The organism is Burkholderia sp. Bp9004 (assembly GCF_003858025.1).
In the GTDB taxonomy this organism is placed as follows: Bacteria; Pseudomonadota; Gammaproteobacteria; order Burkholderiales; family Burkholderiaceae; genus Burkholderia; species Burkholderia diffusa.
Genome location: NZ_QTQD01000018.1, coordinates 109,992 through 131,814 on the forward strand (window position 1 = coordinate 109,992; position 21,823 = coordinate 131,814).

The following is a 21,823-nucleotide window of genomic DNA, read 5'->3' on the forward strand; positions in this document are numbered from 1 at the left end:
TTCACCCCGGTAGAGCGACTGACTCTTGAGCCATCTCGAACTCGCGCTGGAACGTGCGCTCAAGCGCAAGCGCACCTGACAAATTGCGCGCATACACCATGTATTCGATCGTGCCTGTACCCGCAATATCTTCCGTGAGTACGACGACACCGGCTTCGCCGCGCTGCTGCGTAAGTCGATGCGATACAGTCAGCGCTGCGCGCAGGTCGCGAACGGGCACCCTGTTGCGCGTCACGACTGCGTGCGTCGACAGATAGTCCGGCCCCACCAGTTCGCACAGGATCGCATCAAGATGGCTGCAACCGCCGATACGCCCATTGATCTCCGTAAACACGACTTCGCCGTCGTCGGTCACGATGGCATCGAAGTTCGCGCGCCCGACGAATCCGAGACGCTGGGAGATCGACGCAAGCACGTCGCCTTGCGCGAGAAACGGGTCGATCACGCCCGGAGGCAGCTGGCTGGGGATTTGAAATCCGGTCCACATGATCATGCCGTTACCCCGCTTGTCGCCCGAAGCATCCATCCGCAGATCGCCATAGCTCACCAGCCGAAAGGCGTCCGCGTTGATCTCATACTCCGCATACAGGACATCCGAACCTTCGTGGAACCGCTCGACGATCACCTGGCAGTTGCCCGCCGTGTCGGTCTGTCTCGACCACAAGTCACGCGCGAATATGGTATCGACGTCCGACAGGTGCGTCAGCGCATACACCTTGCGGACACCGGGATAACTGGTCCGACGCTCGAGTGTGACTGCGATGTTTCCGTCACCGCCAGCATTGACGTCCTGCTTGACAATCACGCTTGCATATTTCGCAAGCATTTCACGCAGCGTCAAGTAGAACTCACCGAATGATCGGCAAACTCGCCCGTCCGCACATCCGACCCGACCCGACGCGAGAGCGCGAAATACTGCCTTTCTGTTCAACAGTTCGGCGCCGGCCTGCTCCATGAATTGCGATCCGTTCGACACGGGCTGCGCGATGTCGAGCTGATCGCAAAGCAGCCCGACCGACGACGTATGAAAATACGGGTAGACCGTCCACCCGGCCCCACCGACGCGACGGTTCCGCAATGCAGCGAGCGTCGCTTCGTCGAGCAGGCGGTCGGAAGTCAATACCACCGGATCGGAGATATCGGAAGACGGTGACACGATCTGCGTAGTGGAAAGACGACGCCTCATCACGACCGATACATACTCGATCATAGAGGCCGATACCGGCGACGGCAGAATCGCTACATCGTCGCTCGTCATCTGCCAGACGAGGCGCCTTGCCGCAATCGCTGACACCTGACGAAGCGGAAGCGAGGCGCGCTTCGTATCTCCGATCATTGCCTCGTTATCGACGTTGCCCACAATGAGTTTAGCCATGAGTTGCCCCGTGCTCCCGACGTTGGATAAGTTCCCGGCAAACGCGCCAGTGCCATTTCAGATAAGACGATTCACGATGAATACCAACATTCGGGCGCGCCCCGATTCGGGCGAGCAACGGTGCCGGAGCGCCCGGATAGCGATGATGCTCGGTATGAAAATTGGCGTTCCACATGAAAAACCGGACGATCCCGTTAGTCGTCGTCGTTCTCGATGCCAGGTAACGCGGCTGCACCGGTTCGCAGCCGTAATGCTCCGGTAGTCCGAAGAACATCAACCAGAAGTAGGCAAAAAACACCGGACCGACATAGACCGTAAACAATGCCGACGGCCAGGCACCGGTTGCCGCTGCGATGGCGAGCAACCATGCTGCAATGCACCGCGCTTCGTTGCGCGCTCGCACTTTCCGTCTCACGGTTGCGAGATAGGGCGGTGCGCCTCCGGCGATCAGATGTACATTCAGGCGCAGATTCGAAACGAGAAAGCCAACACCGGTCATCGCACTCACATAAGCACGCAAGGTTTCGAATCGGGAGGCCGACTCGGTGTCCTCTTCTGTCGCCACACACCGGTGATGTTTCAGATGCTTGTCGGTGTAGGCTGTGTAGTTGACGAACAGGACATTCGCAGCCAGATTGCCGATGATCGCGTTGACGACTTTCGCACTCACAAGGCTTCGATGCAGACATTCGTGGGCGAGGTTCAGAAACCCGCTCAACACAAAACCTTCGGCAAGCATCAGGACGATCCGGCCAATCGCGTTTCCGGATCGGCACGCCAACCATGCCAACAGAACGACGACCCCGATCGCGCCAACGACCTTCGCGATCGCAACTGCATCGCGGAGTCCCCGTCGCTGCGCGCGATAAGCGTCGATCTCGAGCAACACCGGGTCCGGACCAAATTCGGCGCTCACGTTCATTCAGCCAGCGAGACAAGCGCCGCACACCACGACACGTTGTCGGAAACGGCCTGCGCAACCCGTACGGCGAATCCCGGAATTTCGTCATCGCTGACAAGGAGCTGAATCATTCGTCTCGTCATTTCGACGTGATACGCCTCGGCGGGATCGTCACCGCCAACATGACATTGAAAATAGATGAGCCCTTGTCGGTCGACACCATAACAACGGCTCGTCGACGCCCAAAGCGCGTCGATCATCGCATTCGCGTGCAGTTCGAACGCCACCATGTTCGCGCACCGCTCAAGCGCCGACTTCGCACCCAGTCCAGCAAGCAGTTTCTTCAGATAAGGCCCCGTCGGTGCGCTGAAATCCGGAACCGCGAGACGTCCGGTCAGCCTCTCGATGTCGTTTTTCAAGAGGCTCGCGTGAAACCATTTGCCAGTATCCAGAATGCGTTGCAAACCCTGCTTGCCATATCGTTCGATGACGTATGCGCCACCCGTCTCATCCCAACAGAGGAAATTTCCCACCACGCTCGTGATTTCAACGTCCCGCGCCACCGGTCGATTCGATTGAATGGCATCTAGAACGGCGTGGACTTGTGCACCCGCCTGCAGATACGGAAACGCCTGCGACATCGCGAGGTAATGCGGATATATCTTTTCCAGTGCAGCACACGACGACACGTGCCGGAACGGATGATCGTCGAGTCTGGTGCGCAGACCGACCAACAGCGAATCGATTTCTCCCTCGACGACCGGGTTCAGAATTTCCTCACAAACATCAGCCATGCGTTCACCTCATCTATCGTCGAGATTGTGATGGGCCGGCACCACACGCCAGTGCCGACCGCCGAGTGTGACGATCAGAATTTGATCTGGTCGCTTGCGTCGGTATCACTTTGCCGATTTTCGATGCCGTCTCACACTACAAAGGTTTGTAGTACCCGTTCCGACATGGCATGACGAATCGGTGCATGCACGGTACGAATAGGCTCTCGATCCGCCTCGCGCCACCCGGCGTTACAGCAATCCGAATTTGGATGCCATCAGCACGGCTTGCCGGCGAGTCGGCACGTCGAACTTCTTCATGATGTTCCGGATGTGATGAAGCACGCCATGTTCGGTCAGCGACACAATCCGCGAGATATCCCAACTGGACTTTCCCTCGGCAACCCATTTCAGGATCTCGAGTTCGCGCGCACTGAGACAAGGTGCATCGGATTGCATTGCCTCCAGTCTGCGACAGGTGTCGAGCATCAGATTCGCGGCAAGTGCACCCCACGACGGAACGTCGAAGGGTGCATCGCCGTCGTCCGACACCCGCGCCTGTCGGACGAAGCTCACGCATGCCACGTCGCCATGCCTGTTATGAGCTGGAAACGACACCCCGTCGCTTAACCCGTACATGCGACTTCCGATTCGAAGTTCGCGCTGTTCGGTTGTCGCGAAGATGCGGTCGCACCAGATAATCGGCGTCAACGACGACATCGCGTGCAGCGCGATCGGATCAATCATCAGATAAGCCCGCTCCCGATAACGGGATAGCCACGCCTCCGGATAGTTCGACAATATGCGGCCAATCTTCAGTGTCCCGCCAGTCATTCGACAATCCTGGTAACAGACATGGTCAAATCCCGCGAGATGCCCGATGTCGATTAACATCCGGCGCAGTTCATCCACGCAAGTGCGACTGCCAATCTCGAACACCATCTCGAGCATTCGTTCGCTGCACCGACACGATGCAGACTCGCGACACTCGTCGGCCCGTTGAATGACGCGATCTCTGGCTTCTCTCATAATTTTTTAGAATTACTTATTGATTTAAGGTTATGAATCGATTCGATTGATCCTCAAGGCACTTGCTATCCGCCGATACCTGCCGGCAGGTCAGAACACCCGCGTCGCAGACGGGGGGCACACATGCTGTTTCAGGTAGGCGATCGCATCATTGATGGTCAGCACGTGCTGCTCCCCGCCCCTCATTCGCAACGACACCTCGCCGGCCAGCATCTCCTTCCGTCCGGCCACCGCAACGATCGGCGCCGCCAGTTCCCGCGCGTCAAAGATCTTGCGCGGCAGGCGCTCGGAACGGAAATCCCTCAGAACCCGACAGCCGAGGTCTTCGAAGGCAAACGCCGTGTTGTCGGCAAATGCACGTTCATCCTGCCCGATGTTCGCAACGACGATTTGATCGGGTGCCAGCCACGTCGGGAGCCACCCCTCGTAGTGTTCCAGGAGGATGCCGATGAACCGTTCGAGGCTCCCCAGTACAGCGTGGTGCAACATGACGGGCGTCGCTTTCGCGCCGTCCTCTGCGACATATGCAGCACCAAGCCGCTCGGGCAAGACGAAGTCGAGCTGGATCGTTCCGCACTGCCACTTCCGTCCTTGGCGGTCGAGCAGATGAAATTCGAGTTTGGGGCCGTAGAATGCCCCTTCCGCGGGCAGGATCGCGAAATCCAGGCCTGCCGCTCGCGCAGCGGACGCCAGCATCGCTTCGGCACGATCCCACACTGCATCGTCGCCGGCCCGGACCGCAGGCCTCGTCGACAAAGCTACATCGAATTCTCCAAACCCGAAGTCTGCGTAGATCGTCTTCAGCAACACGCAGAATCGTGCGACCTCAACTTCGACCTGATCCGACATGCAAAGCACATGTGCATCGTCCTGAGTGAACGCACGGGCGCGCATAAGACCATGCAGCGCCCCGGACGGTTCGGCTCGATGGACCGCCCCGAATTCCGAATATCGAATTGGGAGATCGCGGTACGAGCGAGAGCCTTTTTTAAAGATCTGCACGTGGCACGGGCAGCTCATCGGTTTGAGACAGTATGGGTTGTTATCGCTCTCGAGAGAAAACATGTTTCGCCCGAACTTCTCCCAATGACCGCTCTGTTCCCAAAGACTGCGCGAGACAATCTGAGGGGTCCGCACTTCGGAAAAGCCGGCCTGGCGCATGCGGGCGCGAATATATTCCTCGACGACCCGATATAGAACCATTCCACGCGGATGCCAGAAAATGGAGCCTGGACTTTCATCCTGCTGATGAAACAGATCCAGTTTGTTACCAAGCACTCGGTGGTCGAAATCGTCCATCATGTTCTCCGTTGACATTTGGTACCGGTCGAACGGAGCATTAAAAAAGCCCCGTCCGTTTCCGGCGGGGCTTGGGGATCGCTTGAGGCACTGACCTACGACGTGCAACCTCCCCCCGGCCCGCCATTGGCGGTCGTGGTGGTGGTCGTGGTAGTCGTGACGAAAAGTGCGTTCATGCGACTAATCTAGTCAACCGGCTAACGTCTGTCAATGTGGCATTCAAATCTAATTTCATTTTTCGATACCTCTTGATTCATTAAGAACCACAAAACCGTAAAGACAATGAAAGACCAAGTAAGAGTAAACAAAAGTGCGCCGAAGTAAATACAGGGAAGCTTTGTTCATGAATCAGATAGCGTGTGACAACAGCAAATCGATACTCGTTGGAGCCAGTCCCTCAACATTTGGCTTGCATTGCATCGCGTCCGGCACGGATCCACACCACTCAGCCACCGGATCACTGCTCCGCGAAAGTTGCACGAAGCGTGCGAGTTCCAACTGCGTTGTCAACCAACGCCAAAACGCCTGCATGAGCAGGATCGTCTCTTTGCTCCGGCCACAGCCGTAGACTTGCTGGGTGTTGGTTCGGGATACGCCACGAACCTCGGACTGCACAACTGCCGCGGGTGTGTGAATCGCGAAATAGTGCAGATCTCGCGTTTGTGCTGGAGTCGCTCTATAGGCCGAGAGCGCCGGAAAAGAAACGAAGTCGCCGACAAAAATTGTGCGAAATTTGATTTAATTGGAATTTCATCGCACATTTTTCTCGATGGTATGTTTTTAATCGCGCAAAACCATAAGTTTCCGCCCTTTATTCAAAAACAAAATATTTAGACCGCGAACATCTTTTCCGAGAAACAACAACCGATGATTCCGTCCCGGCCCCCATCCCCCTCCCCGTACCGGCAATCGTTAATCAAACTGTACCGGTACTGTACAGACAACCGTCGCTACACTGGCTCCATCCCAGTCTCGAACACGAATGGAGAATCCGCGATGGACTTCCTCACCCTTAGCGCATTGCCCGCCGGCATGCTGTTCGCGCTCGTCACGTCGATCACGCCCGGCCCGAACAACACGATGCTGCTCGCCTCCGGCGTCAATTTCGGTTTCCGCCGCACGATGCCGCACCTGTTCGGCATCAGCATCGGCGTCGCGATCCTGATGCTGTGCGTCGGCTTCGGTCTCGGCGAGGCGTTCCGGCGCGTGCCGGTCCTGTACACGATCCTCGAAATCGCGAGCGTCGCGTACCTGCTGTACCTCGCATGGCGCATCGGCACGTCCGGCGAAGTGAAGGCGCAGGGCGCCAAGCCGCGGCCAATGACGTTCCTCGAAGCCGCCGCGTTCCAGTGGGTCAATCCGAAGGCGTGGATGATGGTGCTGACCGCCGCGACAACGATCCGCCTGTCCGCCGACTACGGGATGAACGCCGCGTGGATGGCCGTCGTGTTCATCCTGATCGGCTTTCCGTGCATCAGCCTGTGGGCCGCGTTCGGCCAGGGCTTGCGCCACTTTCTGTCGAACCGCCGCGCGCTGCGCATCTTCAACGTGACGATGGCCGTGCTGCTGATCCTGTCGCTATACCCGCTCGTCGCGCATCTGCTCCCGCAGTAAGCGCTCACAAGCGCCCCCGTTGAGCTTCACGCCATGCAGGCGTACCCTTTTGGTACGGGCGCGTGCAGCCGCTTCGCCGGTTGCACCGCTGTTCTGCATGGAGATGCCGATGAAGCCGATGCTGAAAGCCGGCGAGCACATCGAGGGCATGCACTGGATCGCCGAGTACCACCCGCTCACGCACGAGATCCGAGTGCTGCGCGAAAACATCGAAGTGGGTACGTACTGCGCGCCGTCCACGCTGTTCGGCGACGAGGAAGAGATGGGCGCCGCGAACCTTGCCGATCACCGCAGCCAGGAGGCCGCGCTGCGCGCGTATCTGCGCAACTTCGTCAAGGAACACGACGCGGAGGAGTAGCGGCGCGACGGCCGTAAAGTGGACGGGCCGCCGACGCGGCCCGGTCTGTCGTTGCGTGTCGGCCGGCTCACGACCTTTCGCAACCAGCAAAAGGCCGGCGCATCGCCCCGGCCCCGATTCCGCTCAATGCCCGAGCGACTCGATCTTGCCGCTCGACTGCGCGACGCCATGCGGCTGGGCCATCTGCTTGATCAGCAACGCAAGGCACGCAAGCAAGCCCGCGACCGCGATCGTCGCGAACACGCCGGCGAACGAGAAGTGCCGGCGCGTCAGTTCGGCAACGAGGAACGACCCGGCGATCCCGCCGAAGCGGCCGACACCGAGCATCCACGCCACGCCCGTGCCGCGCCCTTCGGTCGGATAGAACGCGGCGGCAAGCGCCGGCATCGACGATTGTGCAGTGTTCATCAGCACGCCGGCGATGAACACGACCAGCACGAGCAGCCCCACGTTTCCGGCCGCCTGCCCGATCGCATACACGCTGATCGCGGTCAGCGCGTAGCACACGGCGATCACGCGATTCGCGTTGAAGCGGTCCATCAGCACGCCGCACAGCACCGCGCCGACACCGCCGAGCGGGAACAGCGCGGAAATCAGCGTCGCGCTCTTCGGCGTGAGACCGGCATCCTTCAGCAGGATCGGCATCCAGTTGATCGACGCGTAGAAGATCACGAGGCCCATGAAGTACGCGAGCCACAGCATCACCGAGCCGACGACATACGAGCGCGACAGCACGACGCCTATCCCCTTGCCGCCCGTCTGCGGCGCGGATTCGGTCATCGCGAACGAGCCGGCGTTCAGCGCATCGCGCGAGATCCGCGAAAGCGTCGCGCGGATCCGGTCGATGCTCTGGCCTTGCGCGACCATGAAACGCACCGATTCGGGCATCTTCAGCAGCAACAGCACGCCGAGCAGCAGCGGCGTCACGCCGCCGAGCATCAGCACGCTGCGCCAGCCGAAATGCGGGATCATCCACGCGGCGAGAAAGCCGCCGAACGCGGCGCCGAGCGGGAAGCCGCAGAACATCAGATTGATCACGGTCGCGCGGCGCTTGTCCGGGCAGAACTCGCCCATCATCGTGACCGCGTTCGGCATCGCGGCACCGAGGCCGACACCGGTGACGAAGCGCAGCACCGTCAGGTGCCCGATGGTGTTGGAGAACGCCGACACGAAACATGCGACGCCGAACAGGAACACCGAGCCGAGCAGCAGCGAACGGCGCCCGACGCGGTCGGACAGCGGGCCCGACACGAGCGCGCCGCACGCAAGGCCGAACAACGCGGCACTCAGCACGGGTGCGAGATCGGGTTTGGTGAGGTTCCATTCGCCGAGCAGCGACGGCGCGATGAAGCCGATCGCGGCCGTATCGAAGCCGTCGAGCAGCACGATCACGAAACACATCAGGAATACGAGCCACTGGAAGCCGCCGAACGGCTGCTCATTGATGAAGGTCTGGACATCGACCACGGGTGCGCGATTCATCGCGAGTCTCCTGTTTAAACAACGCGGCCTGATGGCCGCGTCTTTCCTTGTTTGCGCGCCGATTCGCCGCCGGCGCGTCATGCGTCGTCGACACCTGCCGGCAGCGGCAGGTGTCGCGATCGGGTCACGTCCGGCGCAAGCCGGCCGTGTTGTTCAGCCGCATCTAGGCGGCCCCATCCTGTTCCTTGAAGATCTTGTCGGCGAGATGGAACGCGGAATTCGCGGCCGGCACGCCGCAGTAGATCGCGGTCTGCAGCAGCACTTCCTTGATCTCGTCGCGCGTCACGCCGTTGTTGCGCGCGGCACGCAGGTGCAGCGCGAGTTCCTCGCCGCGGTTCAGCGCGACCATCATCGCGATGGTCAGCAGGCTGCGCGTATGGCGCGGCAGGCCCTCGCGCGTCCAGATCTCGCCCCATGCATAGCGCGTGATCAGGTTCTGGAATTCGTCGGTCACTTCGGTGCGGTTCTGGATCGAACGGTCGACGTGCGCGTCGCCGAGCACCGCGCGACGCACCTTCATCCCCGCTTCGTAACGTTGCTGGTCGTCCATCGTCGGTGCCTCACGCGGTCAGGAAGTCGAGCAGCGCGCGGTTGAAGCCGTCGGTGCACTCGATGTTCGAAATGTGCGCGGCGTCGAATTCGACGTGACGCGCGCCGGGAATCGCGGCAGCCAGCGCACGGCCCTGGTCGGGCGGCGTCGACATGTCCTTCGCGCCGGTCACGACGAGCACCGGCAGCGCGATGCCCTTCACTTCCTCGCACAGGTCGGCCGCGTTCAGCGCGTCGCAGTTCGCCGCGTAACCGTCCTTGTCGGTATGCACGAAGGTGTCGCGGATCGCGTCGAACAGGCGCGGCTCGTGAGCGACGAACGCGTCGGTGAACCAGCGCGGCAGCACGGCGTCGGCCAGCGCGGCCATCCCTTCCGCACGCGCCTTCTGCGCGCGCGGCGCCCACACTTCCGGCGAGCCGATCTTCGCGGCGGTGTTCGACAGCACGGCGCGCGCGATGCGCGACGGGAAGCGCGCGGCGAGCGCGGCACCGGTCAGGCCGCCCATCGAAATCCCGCAGAAGTACGCGCGATCGATGCCGACGTGGTCGAGCAGGCCGATCACGTCGCCCGCGAGCTGGTCGATCGTGTACGAGCCGGCCGGTGCTTCGGAATGGCCGTGGCCGCGCGTGTCGTAGCGCAGGATGTTGAAGTGCTGCGTGAGCGGGCGAATCTGCGGTGCCCACATCTGCAGGTCGGCGCCGAGCGAGTTCGAGAAGACGAGCCACGGCGCGTCGTCGCGCGCGGCACGGTCGATCCGGTAATGCAGTTTCACGCCGTTGACAGTGGCGAAAGGCATCAGTGTTCTCCTGGTTGTGTCGTGCCCGCGTGCAGCGCGAGCACAGCGTCGACGTAGGCCTGCGCCTCGCCGACATAATGTGCGGGATCGAGCAGCCGCGCGAGCGCGTCGCGCGACAGATGGGCGGATACGGTCGGATCGGCGGCGAGCACGTCGAACAGCGTCGCGCCGGTGCGCACGGCTTCCTTCGACGCATGCTCGACGACATGATGCGCATCGAGGCGCCCGATCCGGTCGCCGAGTGCGAGCATCACGGCTTCGCCGAGGATCAGCCCGTGCGTCAGGTCGAGGTTCGCGGCGAGGCGTTCGGTGTTCACGTCGAGGCCCGCGACGATCTGCGCGATCTGCGCGAGCGCGCCGCCGGTCAGGCGCGCGAGGTCGGGCAGCGCATCCCATTCGGCCTGCCAGCCGCCGAGCGCGCGCTCGTGCTCCTGGACCATCCCGGCAAACACGGTCGCGACGAGGTTCGGCGCGCGCACCGCGGCGGTCAGCACGGCCGCACAGCCGACGGGGTTGCGCTTGTGCGGCATCGTCGACGAGCCGCCCTTGCCGGCGGCTGCCGGTTCGCCGAGCTCGCCGACTTCGGTCTGCATCTGCAGCGACACGTCGCGCGCGATCTTGCCGAGCGTGCCGGTCAGCATCCCGAAGCACGACGCGGCTTCCGCGATGCGGTCGCGCTGCGTATGCCACGGCACGGCCGGCAGTGCCAGCTTCAGGTCGGCCGCGAGCGCGGCGCTCACGCCGGCCGCCTGCTCACGCAAGCTCGCCAGCGTGCCGGCGGCGCCGCCGAACTGCAGCACCAGCGCGCGCTCGCGCAATTCGGCGAAGCGCGCGCGATGGCGCAGCAACGCGTCGAGCCATTGCGCGAATTTCAGGCCGAGCGTGATCGGCAGCGCCTGCTGCAGCCACGTGCGGCCGATCATCGGCGTCGCGCGATGGGCGCGCGCGAGCACCGCGAGCGACGCGCACGCTTCGTCGAGCAGCGGCTCAAGCACGTCGAGCGTGTCGCGCAGCTGCAGCACCGTCGCGGTATCGATGATGTCCTGGCTCGTCGCGCCCCAGTGCACGAACTTCGCGGCCTCGGGATCGTCGGCCTTCACCTGGGCGGTGAGCTGCTTGACGAGCGGAATGGCGAGATTGCCGCCGAGCGCCGCACCGTGCGCGAGCGCGTCGGCGTCGAGCCGGCCGGCGTCGCACGCGCGTTCGATCGGCGCGACCGCGGCGGCGGGAATCACCCGCCGCGCGGCGAGCGCACGCGCAAGCGCGGCTTCGACGTCGAGCATCCGCTGGATCGTCGCGCGCGGCGACCAGATCCGGTTGAGCGGCTCGGTGCCGCAAATGAGGGAGGTCAGGCGGGCGCTGTCTTCGAGCATGGCATCAGATTGGGGAAACGGCGTGCGCCTATTGTCTACCCAAGCGTGCCGGCGTGCGCGCGATCGCGCGCGCCGGCACGCTTGCCGTTCAGGCCGCGGCCTTGCGCGTCGCGTCGATCAGCGGCACGCCGGTCAGCTTCTGCAGTTCGTCGAACGACAGGTCGGTGAAGATCTCGCTCACCGCGAGGCCGTCCGCCGTCACGTCGAGCACGGCGAGATCCGTATAGATACGGCTCACGCATTGCACGCCGGTGACCGGGTACGAGCACTGCGCGACGATCTTGCTCTCGCCCTGCTTCGTCAGGTGCTCCATCATCACGAACACCTGTTTCGCGCCGATCGCGAGGTCCATCGCGCCGCCGACGGCCGGAATCGCATCGGGCGCACCCGTATGCCAGTTCGCGAGGTCGCCGTTCGCCGACACCTGGAACGCGCCGAGCACGCAGTAGTCGAGGTGGCCGCCGCGCATCATCGCGAACGAATCCGAGTGGTGGAAATAGGCGCCGCCGGTGAGCAGCGTCACGTGCTGCTTGCCGGCGTTGATCAGCTCGTCGTCTTCCTCGCCGGGCGCGGGCGCCGGGCCCATGCCGAGCAGGCCGTTCTCGCTGTGCAGGAAGATCTCCTTGCTCGGATCGAGGTGGTTCGCCACCAGCGTCGGCACGCCGATGCCGAGGTTCACGTAAGCGCCTTCGGGGATGTCCTGGGCGACGCGCTTGGCCATTTCATCGCGGGTCAGTCGTTTCATTTCGGGTCTCCTCAGGCTGTCAGGCGGCTTGCGATGCACGTTCGGCGGCCAGCTCGGCCGCATGCGCGGCCTGCGGCACTTCGACGACGCGCTGCACGAAAATGCCCGGCGTCACGATGTGTTCCGGGTTCAGCCCGCCGAGCGGCACGACTTCCGACACCTGCACGATCGCGACCTTCGCGGCGCTGGCCATGATCGGCCCGAAGTTGCGCGCGGTCTTGCGATATACGAGGTTGCCCCAGCGATCGCCCTTGTACGCCTTCACCAGCGCGAAATCGGCGTGGATCGGCGTCTCGAACACGTACGACTTGCCGTCGATCACGCGCGTTTCCTTGCCTTCCGCGAGCTTCGTGCCGAAGCCCGTCGGCGTGAAGAAGCCGCCGATGCCGGCGCCCGCCGCGCGGATGCGCTCCGCGAGGTTGCCCTGCGGCACGAGCTCCAGCTCGATTTCGCCCGCACGGTACAGCGCGTCGAACACCTGCGAGTCGCTCTGGCGCGGGAACGAGCAGATGATCTTGCGCACCCGCTTCGCCTTGAGCAGCGCCGCGAGACCCGTCTCGCCGTTGCCCGCGTTGTTGTTGACGATCGTCAGGCCGCGCGCGCCCTGCTCGATCAGCGCGTCGATCAGTTCGGACGGCATGCCTGCCGTACCGAAACCGCCGATCATGATGGTCGCGCCGTCGTGGACGTCCGCGACCGCCGATTGAAGCGATTCGAAAATCTTGTTGACCATGTCTCTTCCTGATACGAACCCGCGGCACGATGCGCGGCCTGTCGAGGGGACACGCGCGTGTCGCGTGCCGCGTCGAAGGCCGTCGTCGACCTTCGGCATTTGTTCGCTATTCGAACCCATATTCGATTAGCGAACGATGGGCCGATCATAGAGTCGCGCACAGCGCGTTGTCAAGGCGGGATCCCTCGGGGGGTGTCTGGTCGTCGAACGGCAGGCCGACGTAGTTTTCGGCGAGCGATTGCGCGGCGGCCCGCGAGCGCGTCACGTACTTCAGCTCGGCAAACTTCAGGCGATTGACGAACGGCGAGTCCTCCGGCGACGAGTGCAGCATGTTCGTCATGAAGTACGAGAAGTGCTCGGCGCGCCACACGCGTTCGAGACAGGTCGCCGAATAGCGCTCGAGCGGCGTCGCGTCGCCGCTGCGATAGCGCGCGCCGAGCGCGCGGGACAGCGCGCGGACGTCGGCCACCGCGAGGTTCATCCCCTTCGCGCCGGTCGGCGGCACGATGTGCGCGGCATCGCCCGCGAGGAACAGGCGGCCGTGCTGCATCGTCTCCGACACGAAACTGCGCATCGGCGTCACGCTCTTCTGCGTGATCCGGCCCTCGGTCGGCGTCCAGCCGGTATCGTTCGAAAAGCGCGTGTGCAGTTCGTCCCAGATCCGCGCGTCGGACCATTCCGCGAGGTCCTCGTCGGGCTTGCACTGCAGGTAGAGGCGCGTGACCGTCGGCGAACGCATCGAGAACAGTGCGAAGCCGTTGTCGTGATGGGCGTAGACGAGCTCGTCGAGCGACGGCGCCGCGTCGGCGAGGATGCCGAGCCACGCGAACGGGTAGACGCGCTCGAACGTGTTCAGCCGCTCGGCGGGAATCGTCTGTCGTGCGATGCCGTGGAAGCCGTCGCAGCCGGCGATGTAGTCGCAGTCGATGCGGTCCGCGCGGCCGTCCGCATGCTTGAACGTGACGAACGGGTGCTCGCTTTCGATATCGTGCAGCGCGACTTCGCTGACTTCGAAATGCATCTGGTGCCCATGCGCGTCGCCGGCCGCGATCAGGTCGCGCACGACTTCATGCTGGCTATAGACGGTGATCGCGCGCCCGCCGGTGAGCGCGCTCAGGTCGATGCGATGGCGCTGACCGGAGAACAGCAGCTCGATGCCGTGATGTTCGAGCCCTTCGCGGCGCATCCGCTCGCCGAGGCCGGCTTCGTTCAGCGTGTCGACGGTGCCCTGCTCCAGCACGCCGGCGCGGATGCGGTTCTCGCAGTATTCGCGCGAACGCGCTTCGACGAGGATGGAATCGACGCCTTGCAGGCGCAGCAGATGGGAAAGCAAAAGGCCGGACGGACCGGCGCCGATGATGGCGACCTGGGTGCGCATTGTTCGTCTCCTGAACATTGGTTCGAATAATTGAACCCATTTGAGCGCTTTCCCGACTATGCGGCAACGCGATTTTGGAGATAAGTTGTATACGTTTCCCGGATACCGGCCTCACGATGGATGCGCTCGATCTGAACCTGATTCCCTACCTCGTCGCGCTCGACGACACGCGCAACGTCAGCCGCGCCGGCGACCTGCTCGGCGTGAGCCAGCCGCGCGTGAGCACCGCGCTCGGCCGCCTGCGCGAGTATTTCGGCGATCCGTTGTTCGTGCGCACGTCGCGCGGCATGGAGCCGACGCCGCGCGCGCTCGCGCTGCTGCCGGCCGCACGCGATGCGCTCGCGCAGATCGAGCGCGGCCTCGTCGCGCCGCATGACTTCGATCCGGCGGCGAGCACGCATACGTTCTCGATCGCGCTGTCGGACGTCGGTGAGATCGTGTTCCTGCCGAAGCTGCTGCAGGCGTTCGCGACGCGCGCGCCGCACGCGAACCTGCGCTCGGTCTCGCTCGCGCACGACGAAGTCGGCCGCGGCCTCGAAGCCGGCTCGATCGATCTCGCGGTGGGCTACTTCCCCGATCTCGACGGCAACAACTTCTTCCAGCAGCGTCTGTTCACGCACCGGTTCGTCTGCCTGATGCGGCGCGGCCATCCGCTCGAACAGGCGCGCCCGTTCACGGCCGAGCAGTTCCTCGCGTGCGGGCATGCGGTGGTGCGCGCCGAGGGGCGCAGCCAGGAGGTGCTCGAGAAATACCTCGCGAAGCAGCGCATGCACCGCCGTGCGGTGCTCGAGACGCCGCACTTCATGAGCCTGCCGTTCATCCTGAGCCGCACTGACTTGATCGCGACAGTGCCGCATGCGATCGGCTATGCCTATGCGGCCGAGCATGCGTTCATCGTGCCGGTCGAGCCGCCGTTGCCGCTGCCGCGCTTCGACCTGAAGCAGCACTGGCACCGCAAGTTCCACAACGATCCGCGCACGGCGTGGCTGCGCGGCGTCGTCGCGTCGCTGTTCAACGACGAGCAGGACGAATGGCCGAAGTGATGCAGGGTGTGCGGCAGGCCGCACGCACGACCTGCGAAAGCATGAAACAATGCCCGGATATCCGCGCCGCCGCAGGCGGCCGCATTCGATGGAGTGACTAGATGGGTAAAAAATCCGCGCGGCCCGAGCCGGCCGCATCCCGGCCGAGTCGGGAAGAAGCCGAGGATGCCGTTCGCGTGCTGCTGCGCTGGGCCGGCGACGATCCCGCCCGCGAAGGCCTGCTCGACACGCCGGCACGCGTCGTGCGCGCATATGAACAGTTCTTCGCCGGCTATGCGCTGGAGCCGCGCGACATCCTCGCGCGCACGTTCAGCGAAGTCGACGGCTACGACGAAATGATCGTGCTGAAGGACATCCGCTTCGAGAGCTACTGCGAGCACCACATGGTGCCGATCATCGGCCGCGCGCACGTCGCGTATCTGCCGAACCATCGCGTCGTCGGCATCTCGAAGCTCGCGCGCCTCGTCGACGCGTTCGCGAAGCGCCTGCAGATCCAGGAAAAGATGACCGTGCAGATCGCCGACACGCTGTTCGACGTGCTGCAGCCGAAGGGCGTCGGCGTGATCCTCGAAGCCGCGCATCAGTGCATCTCGACGCGCGGCGTGCACAAGCCGGGCGTCGAGATGGTCACGTCGCGCATGCTCGGCACGTTCCGCACCGATCCGTCCACGCGGCGCGAATTCCTGTCGATCGTCGCGAATCCTTCTTCAGTCAACCTGACGAATACGTAATGCAGTCCACGAAGCAAGCGGCAGACGCGCCGGTCGTGCTCGTGACCGGCGCCGCGCGCCGGGCCGGGCGCGCGTTCGCCGAGTATTTCGCCGCGCACGGCTATCGCACCGCGGTGCACTACGACCGTTCGGCCGATGCCGCGCAGGCGGCGGCCCGCGCGATCGCCGAGAGCGGGTACGAATCGGTCGCCTTGCAGGCCGACCTGTCGGATGCCGGGCAGATCACCGCGCTGATCGACCAGGTGTATGCGCGCTTCGGCCGCCTCGACGTGCTGGTCAACAACGCGTCAGTGTTCTGGCAGGACCATTTCCCGAGCTTCGACCTCGCGGCATTCGACCAGGCGTGGGCCGTCAACTGCCGCGCGCCGATCCTGCTCACGCGTGCATTCTACGAACGGGCCCGCGCGGCCGGCACGCAGGGCGTCGTCGTCAACGTGGTCGACCAGAAGATCAAGGAAAACTTCCACCGCGACCATTTCAGCTACACGGTCGCGAAGGCCGCGCTCGGCAACCTCACGCAGATGCTCGCGCTGTCGTCGTCGCCGGTGCTGCGCGTGAACGCGGTGTTCCCCGGGCTGATGCTGCCGAGCGACGACCAGACGCAGGCCGACTTCGAACACGCGAGCCGCGCATCGACGCCGCTCGCGCGCATCGCCGGCCCCGACGACGTCGCGGGCGCGATCTTGCTGCTGACGGGCAGCGCGTACAACGGTGTGGATTTCGTCGTCGATGCGGGGCAGAACCTGATCCGCGTCGACCAGGACGTGCTGTACAAGCATCGCTCGCCGGCCGGCAAACACTGACGAACGGTATGTTCGGCGGTAGCCGTGTGTGCCCTTCGCACACCGGTGTGCGGGCATCGGCGCACGCCTTCACCTGCGCTGCGCGAACGACCATTGCGCCGTTCGCGCGCCGCGTCACGGCTTCTCGGCGCTGCCGCCTTCGCGGACCTTGCCCTGCGCGACGCTCGTGCCGGGCGGCACGCTGTGCGTAAGCCACACGTTGCCGCCGATCACCGAGCCACGCCCGATCGTCACGCGGCCGAGAATCGTCGCGCCCGCATAGATCACCACGTCGTCCTCGACGATCGGATGCCGCGCGTTGCCCTTCACCAGCGCGCCGTCACCATCGGCCGGGAAGCTCTTTGCGCCGAGCGTGACGGCCTGATACACGCGCACGCGCTCGCCGATGATCGCGGTTTCGCCGATCACGACGCCGGTGCCGTGGTCGATGAAGAAGCTCGGGCCGATCTGCGCGCCCGGGTGAATGTCGATGCCGGTGGCCGAGTGCGCGATTTCATTGATGAAGCGCGCGAGCAGCGGCACACCGAGTTGGTGCAGCGCGTGCGCGAGCCGATGGTGCATCATCGCGAGCACGCCGGGGTAGCACAGCAGGATCTCGGTGATGTGCTGCGCGGCCGGATCGCCCGCGTAGGCAGCCTGGATGTCGCTGACCAGCAGCGCGCGAACCGCCGGCAACTGCCGGCCGAACTCGCGCGCGATCTCGAACGCGCGCTCGTCGAGTTCGGCGAACGGCGTGTCCGCATGCTCGGGCAGGAACGGCAGCGCGCGGCGGATCTGTTCCGACAGGATCCGCAGCGTGCTTTCGAGCGTGTGGCCGACGTAGTAGTCGACGCTTTCATCGGTCAGATCCGGCGCGCCGTAGTGCGTCGGAAACATCGACGCGCGCAGGCCGGTGACGATCTTGCAGATCGCGTCGCGCGACGGCAGCTCGCGGATGCCGCGCGGATGACGCGTGCGATGAAGTTCCTCGCGCGATTCGCGCAAGCCGGCAACGATTTCTTCGAGGCCCCACTGACGGGCGGGTGATGTCGACATATGCCAATGCAGGCGGCCGCGCTCGATCGCACGGCCGCAAATAAAGTGACGGGTTCCAGAAGATTACCGCGTTTTCGATCGGCAGCGGCACGTCGGGGGATCGGCCGGACGGACGATGCCGCCGCCGCGCGACGACGTCAGATCGTAATACTGCTCGCGTCGATCCAGCGCACGGCCCAGTCGCGCGCGTGCGCGATCGCGTCGCCTTCGTCGTTGAACTGGAGCTCGGTCGGGAAAAAACGGTTCGCGACGAGTTCCCCGTCGCTCGATCTGGAGATCACGACGTAGGGTTTGAACGACCCGTCGCTGGCGCGCGCGGGCGCGCAATTCAACAGATAACCGCGGTGCGTGAAAGCAGTAGTCGCTTGCATGAATCCGCCACCTCTAGTCCCTTGATTTGTTGTTCACTACCCGTCTTAAGGGTGCTGCGGTGCCCCCGGTGCGGGCAGAGGCGGCAAGACCTCATCCCCTGTCGCCGCTTCGCAGGAAATGAATCATACTCTGTAGAAAACGGGTGTTCTAGCTGAAATAAATCATGACAAATCAGCGCGCGCCACACCACCGCGGCGATCGCTCGCGCGCCGTTTTCCCGTCTTGCCCGGAACGGGATTTGCTTCGATCCGGAGCGCTTCGCCGCCAGGAGAGCCGTGATGGGAACGTCAGCTCAAGCGCACACCGCGCATCCGCGCAGCATCGAACTCGACAACGACGACACGCACGACAGCACCGTCGACACCGACGGCAAGAATCGCGAGGCCGCGCGTCTCGCGAGCGGCGGCGCCTTCTCGCCCGACCAGATCACGGGCAGCAACGCGTCGCTCGTCAACGCGATGCCCGAGGCCGGCGACGGCTTCGCCGGCTTCGACAGCCGGCCGGGCGGCAACCATCCGGCGTTCGCGCTGCGTGACGGCTACATGGTGATCGAGAAGGGGTTCGACGCGCCGTCGCACGCGGGCGACGCGCTGTACGGCCCGGTTCACCGGATGTACGGCAGCGCGTACTGGCCCGGTCATGGACGCCGGCCGGAACGGGTGATCGAAATCACGGCCGTGCCGCGGTGACGCGCGCGGCGTTTGAATCGATCGTTCGTTTGGCGGGTCGAGGCGGGGCCGACGGCCGATGGCGGCGGAGCGACGTGCGGGTTCGCGCGCCGGTCCTCCGAATCGGTGCTGGAATCGACATCGGCGCCGGGTTCGGGTCGACAGTCGGGTTTCGCGACATCGATGCATCGGCGTTGATCGAAGTCACGTCGTCGCGATACGGATGATATTCAATGCACACTCGCGACGACCGGCACGTCGCTGCAGAGTCCCTGCCGTTGGTTTACCCTGCCTCGCAGCGACGCACGGCCTGCTCGGCCGTTCGGCCGACTTTCGTTCAACCCGCCACTTGGAGACACCATGTACAAGCGCATTCTGGTTGCCATCGACGGCAGCGACACCGCCCGCCATGCGTTCGATGCCGCCCTCGCGCTCGCGAAGGAGCACGGTGCCGAACTGCAACCGCTCTACGTCGTCGAGAACGCCGCGATCTACTACAACGTGCCGGGCTACGATCCGTCCGTGCTGCGCGACCAGCTCATCGCGCAAGGCAATGCGCTCGCGGCGGAGTTCAAGAAGCTGATGCAGGCGGCAGGCGTGAAGGGCGAAACGCTGACGAGCGAGGCGTCGTCGCTCACCGACGTGTCGACGCTGATCCTCGACGGTGCGAAAGCGTTCGGCGCCGACCTCCTCGTGCTCGGCACGCACGGCCGACGCGGGTTCCGCCGCCTCGTGCTCGGCAGCATCGCCGAACAGTGCGTGCGGCATGCGACGCTGCCCGTGCTGCTGATCCCGGCCGCCGCGCATGCGGACGATCAGGAAGGCTGAGCGGCACCAGCATAAGCGTGCGCGTCGCGGCGCGTATACGCAACGGCATGCTTGCATGCCGCTACGATGCCCGCGACATGTGCGCGCGGTCGCGACGTTTTGTCACCCGACAGCGGCAACTTGCGGTGGGACAATGATTCGGTCGATTCAACGCTGGAGCAAACGATCATGTTGACGCCCGTCGCCACACGTCCCGCCGCCTCGTCCCATGCAGGCAACTGGGCTCCCCGTCAGGCCCCGCACTGCTCGTCGTGCGCAATGCGGCACCTGTGCATGCCGCAGGGCCTCGCACCCGAAGCGCTCAGCCGCCTCGAATCGGTCATCTGCGCGGCGCGCCCGGTCAAGCGCGGCGAAGCGCTGTTCCGCGAAGGCGACACCTTCGACAACCTGTACGCCGTGCGCTCGGGCTCGCTGAAAACTGTCGCCACGCGCCACGACGGCCGCGAGCAGGTCACCGGTCTGCACCTCGCGGGCGAAGCGCTCGGCCTCGACGGCATCTGCGACGACGCGCACCCGCGCACCGCGGTTGCGCTGGAAGACAGCTCGGTCTGCGTGATTCCGTACAGCGCGCTCAAGTCGCTGTGCTCGGAAGCCGGCACGATGCAGCTGCGCATGCACAAGCTGATGAGCGAGCAGATCGTGCGCGAAACGTCACAAACCATGCTGCTCGGCTCGCTGAACGCCGAAGAGCGCGTCGCCGCATTCCTGCTCGACGTGTCGTCGCGCTACCTGAAGCGCGGCTACTCGCCGTCGGAATTCAACCTGCGGATGACGCGCGAAGACATCGGCAGTTACCTCGGCATGACGCTCGAAACGGTCAGCCGCACGCTGTCGAAGTTCCAGAAGCGCGGCCTGATCGAAATGCACGGCCGCCTCGTACAGATCGTCGACTTCGACGGCCTGCACCACGTCTGACCCCGCGCGGCGCGTAGCCTGCGCGCCGCCGCCCGCCACTGTCCGCCGCGCCCGCTTCGATCAGTCGAGAAACAGCGCGGCGCGCGCCTTCAGCGCCGCGCTGAAATCGTCGAGCCAACCGATCGACAGGCGCCAGCTCTGCCAGTACAGGTCGATATCGACGGTCCGCCCGCGCGACATGTCGACCAGTTCGCCCGCCGCCAGCTGGCGATCGACCATCCGGTCCGGGCACATCCCCCATCCCAACCCCGTTTCGCATGCACGCAGGTAACCCGCGACGTGCGGGATCCAGTGTTGCGGCGGATCGAGATCCGCGCGCGTCACGCGCCGGATGAAGCGCGCCTGCAAACCGTCCTTCGGATTGAACATGACGCACGGCGCACGGCGCAGCGCATCGCGCGTGATGCCCGCGCCGAAATAGCGGTCGTAAAACGCCGGCGAACACACTGCGCGATAGCGGATGCGCCCGAGCCGCGTCGACCGGCACCCCTGGATCGGTTCAGCCTGCGCGGTCACCGCGCCCTGCACGCTGCCGTCGCGAATGCGCGCGGCCGTGTAGTCCTGGTCGTCTATCACGAGGTCGAGCAAGGTCTCGCGCTCGGTGCAGAACGGCCCGACCGCATCGATGAACCAGGTCGCGACGCTGTCGTCGTTGACGGCCACGCGCAGCATCGGCCATGCGCTCGCGATCTGGCCCGGCAGTGCAGGCATTCGGCCGCCCAGTTCGGCCTCGAGCAACTGCACGCGCTCCGTATGCCGGCAGAGCAACGCGCCCGACGTCGTCGCGACGCACGGCTGCCCGCGCTTGACGAGCACGCTGCCGACGCGCTCTTCCAATAGTTTCACGCGCTGCGATACCGCCGACGGCGTGACGTTCAGCTCCCTGGCCGCCCGTTCGAACGAACCGTGCCGGATCACAGCCGCGAGAGCGTCGAGCAATGCGTAGTCGAGCATTAGATTTCCTTAATCGGCATTAGGTGAATTAGCTTCTCTTATGTTCCGGCTGACCGCAGACTAGCGCC

At 64.2% G+C, this 21,823-nt stretch carries 23 protein-coding genes; 8 read left to right on the forward strand and 15 right to left on the reverse strand.

The features are described from left to right. Position 1: 1 nt before the first annotated feature. The 5 genes from DIE08_RS20440 to thrS all read right to left on the reverse strand — a co-directional run bounded on the left by DIE08_RS20440 (position 2) and on the right by thrS (position 5,377). Positions 2 to 1,375, reverse strand: coding sequence for a peptide ligase PGM1-related protein (locus DIE08_RS20440; protein WP_124903283.1), 1,374 nt, complete (start codon positions 1,373 to 1,375; stop codon positions 2 to 4). After that, entirely contained in the window at positions 1,368 to 2,291 is a 924-nt protein-coding gene (locus DIE08_RS20445) for a fatty acid desaturase (protein ID WP_185715880.1), read from the reverse strand. Before DIE08_RS20445 ends, DIE08_RS20440 begins: the two co-directional genes overlap by 8 nt. 2 nt (positions 2,292 to 2,293) lie before the next feature. Then, positions 2,294 to 3,070, reverse strand: a complete 777-nt coding sequence (locus DIE08_RS20450) for a hypothetical protein (protein WP_124903287.1) — start codon at positions 3,068 to 3,070, stop codon at positions 2,294 to 2,296. 231 nt (positions 3,071 to 3,301) lie between these two features. Further along, entirely contained in the window at positions 3,302 to 3,991 is a 690-nt protein-coding gene (locus DIE08_RS20455) for a LuxR family transcriptional regulator (RefSeq protein ID WP_185715881.1), read from the reverse strand. Between the two features lie 177 nt (positions 3,992 to 4,168). Continuing rightward, positions 4,169 to 5,377: a threonine--tRNA ligase gene (gene thrS / locus DIE08_RS20460; RefSeq protein ID WP_260436546.1), complete on the reverse strand. Its 1,209-nt coding sequence runs from the start codon at positions 5,375 to 5,377 to the stop codon at positions 4,169 to 4,171. A 996-nt stretch (positions 5,378 to 6,373) separates the two neighbouring features. Here thrS and DIE08_RS20465 point away from each other — a divergent pair. Together DIE08_RS20465 and DIE08_RS20470 are read left to right on the forward strand one after the other, a co-directional pair. Then, positions 6,374 to 6,991 (forward strand): LysE family translocator, encoded by a 618-nt coding sequence (locus DIE08_RS20465; protein ID WP_124627781.1) that lies wholly within the window; start codon positions 6,374 to 6,376, stop codon positions 6,989 to 6,991. A gap of 109 nt (positions 6,992 to 7,100) precedes the next feature. Then, positions 7,101 to 7,349, forward strand: coding sequence for a hypothetical protein (locus tag DIE08_RS20470; protein WP_124903293.1), 249 nt, complete (start codon positions 7,101 to 7,103; stop codon positions 7,347 to 7,349). 123 nt (positions 7,350 to 7,472) lie between these two features. Here the strand turns inward: DIE08_RS20470 and DIE08_RS20475 are convergent, their stop codons facing one another. The 7 genes from DIE08_RS20475 to pobA all read right to left on the reverse strand — a co-directional run bounded on the left by DIE08_RS20475 (position 7,473) and on the right by pobA (position 14,406). After that, positions 7,473 to 8,831 (reverse strand): MFS transporter, encoded by a 1,359-nt coding sequence (locus tag DIE08_RS20475; protein ID WP_124627783.1) that lies wholly within the window; start codon positions 8,829 to 8,831, stop codon positions 7,473 to 7,475. A 163-nt stretch (positions 8,832 to 8,994) separates the two neighbouring features. Then, a complete protein-coding gene (pcaC, locus tag DIE08_RS20480; RefSeq protein ID WP_059598704.1) occupies positions 8,995 to 9,381 on the reverse strand; it encodes a 4-carboxymuconolactone decarboxylase in 387 nt (128 codons plus the stop codon). A 10-nt stretch (positions 9,382 to 9,391) separates the two neighbouring features. Continuing rightward, complete coding sequence (gene pcaD, locus DIE08_RS20485; RefSeq protein WP_124903295.1) at positions 9,392 to 10,177, reverse strand: 3-oxoadipate enol-lactonase; 786 nt, start codon at positions 10,175 to 10,177, stop codon at positions 9,392 to 9,394. Then, entirely contained in the window at positions 10,177 to 11,550 is a 1,374-nt protein-coding gene (locus tag DIE08_RS20490) for a 3-carboxy-cis,cis-muconate cycloisomerase (protein ID WP_124903297.1), read from the reverse strand. Before DIE08_RS20490 ends, pcaD begins: the two co-directional genes overlap by 1 nt. 88 nt (positions 11,551 to 11,638) lie before the next feature. Further along, on the reverse strand, positions 11,639 to 12,295 hold the full coding sequence (locus tag DIE08_RS20495) for a CoA transferase subunit B (protein ID WP_012365076.1): 657 nt from the start codon (positions 12,293 to 12,295) through the stop codon (positions 11,639 to 11,641). A gap of 19 nt (positions 12,296 to 12,314) precedes the next feature. After that, positions 12,315 to 13,028, reverse strand: coding sequence for a 3-oxoacid CoA-transferase subunit A (locus tag DIE08_RS20500; protein ID WP_014900666.1), 714 nt, complete (start codon positions 13,026 to 13,028; stop codon positions 12,315 to 12,317). Between the two features lie 145 nt (positions 13,029 to 13,173). Beyond that, positions 13,174 to 14,406 carry a 4-hydroxybenzoate 3-monooxygenase gene (gene pobA / locus DIE08_RS20505; protein ID WP_059598700.1) on the reverse strand — a complete coding sequence of 411 codons (1,233 nt, stop codon included), beginning with the start codon at positions 14,404 to 14,406 and terminating at the stop codon, positions 13,174 to 13,176. 116 nt (positions 14,407 to 14,522) lie between these two features. On the opposite strand from pobA, the gene DIE08_RS20510 reads away from it, so the two are divergent. The 3 genes from DIE08_RS20510 (at position 14,523) to DIE08_RS20520 (ending at position 16,983) form a co-directional block, all read left to right on the forward strand. Further along, positions 14,523 to 15,449 (forward strand): LysR family transcriptional regulator, encoded by a 927-nt coding sequence (locus DIE08_RS20510; protein WP_059598699.1) that lies wholly within the window; start codon positions 14,523 to 14,525, stop codon positions 15,447 to 15,449. 101 nt (positions 15,450 to 15,550) lie between these two features. After that, a complete protein-coding gene (gene folE / locus DIE08_RS20515) occupies positions 15,551 to 16,180 on the forward strand; it encodes a GTP cyclohydrolase I FolE (RefSeq protein WP_048250599.1) in 630 nt (209 codons plus the stop codon). Next, entirely contained in the window at positions 16,180 to 16,983 is an 804-nt protein-coding gene (locus DIE08_RS20520; RefSeq protein ID WP_124903299.1) for an SDR family oxidoreductase, read from the forward strand. Before folE ends, DIE08_RS20520 begins: the two co-directional genes overlap by 1 nt. A 114-nt stretch (positions 16,984 to 17,097) precedes the next feature. Here the strand turns inward: DIE08_RS20520 and epsC are convergent, their stop codons facing one another. Together epsC and DIE08_RS20535 are read right to left on the reverse strand one after the other, a co-directional pair. Beyond that, a complete protein-coding gene (gene epsC, locus DIE08_RS20530) occupies positions 17,098 to 18,018 on the reverse strand; it encodes a serine O-acetyltransferase EpsC (RefSeq protein ID WP_059533573.1) in 921 nt (306 codons plus the stop codon). Between the two features lie 137 nt (positions 18,019 to 18,155). After that, a complete protein-coding gene (locus tag DIE08_RS20535; RefSeq protein WP_011659947.1) occupies positions 18,156 to 18,389 on the reverse strand; it encodes a hypothetical protein in 234 nt (77 codons plus the stop codon). 279 nt (positions 18,390 to 18,668) lie between these two features. Between DIE08_RS20535 and DIE08_RS20540 the strand changes: the two genes are divergently transcribed. The 3 genes from DIE08_RS20540 to fnr all read left to right on the forward strand — a co-directional run bounded on the left by DIE08_RS20540 (position 18,669) and on the right by fnr (position 20,801). Beyond that, positions 18,669 to 19,079 (forward strand): DUF3005 domain-containing protein, encoded by a 411-nt coding sequence (locus DIE08_RS20540; RefSeq protein WP_059598697.1) that lies wholly within the window; start codon positions 18,669 to 18,671, stop codon positions 19,077 to 19,079. Positions 19,080 to 19,418: 339 nt separating this feature from the next. Then, the gene (locus DIE08_RS20545) at positions 19,419 to 19,886 is read left to right on the forward strand and encodes a universal stress protein (protein ID WP_124627791.1); all 468 of its coding nucleotides are present in this window, start codon (positions 19,419 to 19,421) and stop codon (positions 19,884 to 19,886) included. Between the two features lie 168 nt (positions 19,887 to 20,054). Next, the gene (gene fnr, locus DIE08_RS20550) at positions 20,055 to 20,801 is read left to right on the forward strand and encodes a fumarate/nitrate reduction transcriptional regulator Fnr (RefSeq protein WP_124903301.1); all 747 of its coding nucleotides are present in this window, start codon (positions 20,055 to 20,057) and stop codon (positions 20,799 to 20,801) included. 60 nt (positions 20,802 to 20,861) lie between these two features. Here the strand turns inward: fnr and DIE08_RS20555 are convergent, their stop codons facing one another. After that, positions 20,862 to 21,755 carry a LysR family transcriptional regulator ArgP gene (locus tag DIE08_RS20555; RefSeq protein ID WP_059598694.1) on the reverse strand — a complete coding sequence of 298 codons (894 nt, stop codon included), beginning with the start codon at positions 21,753 to 21,755 and terminating at the stop codon, positions 20,862 to 20,864. Positions 21,756 to 21,823 lie beyond the last annotated feature (68 nt).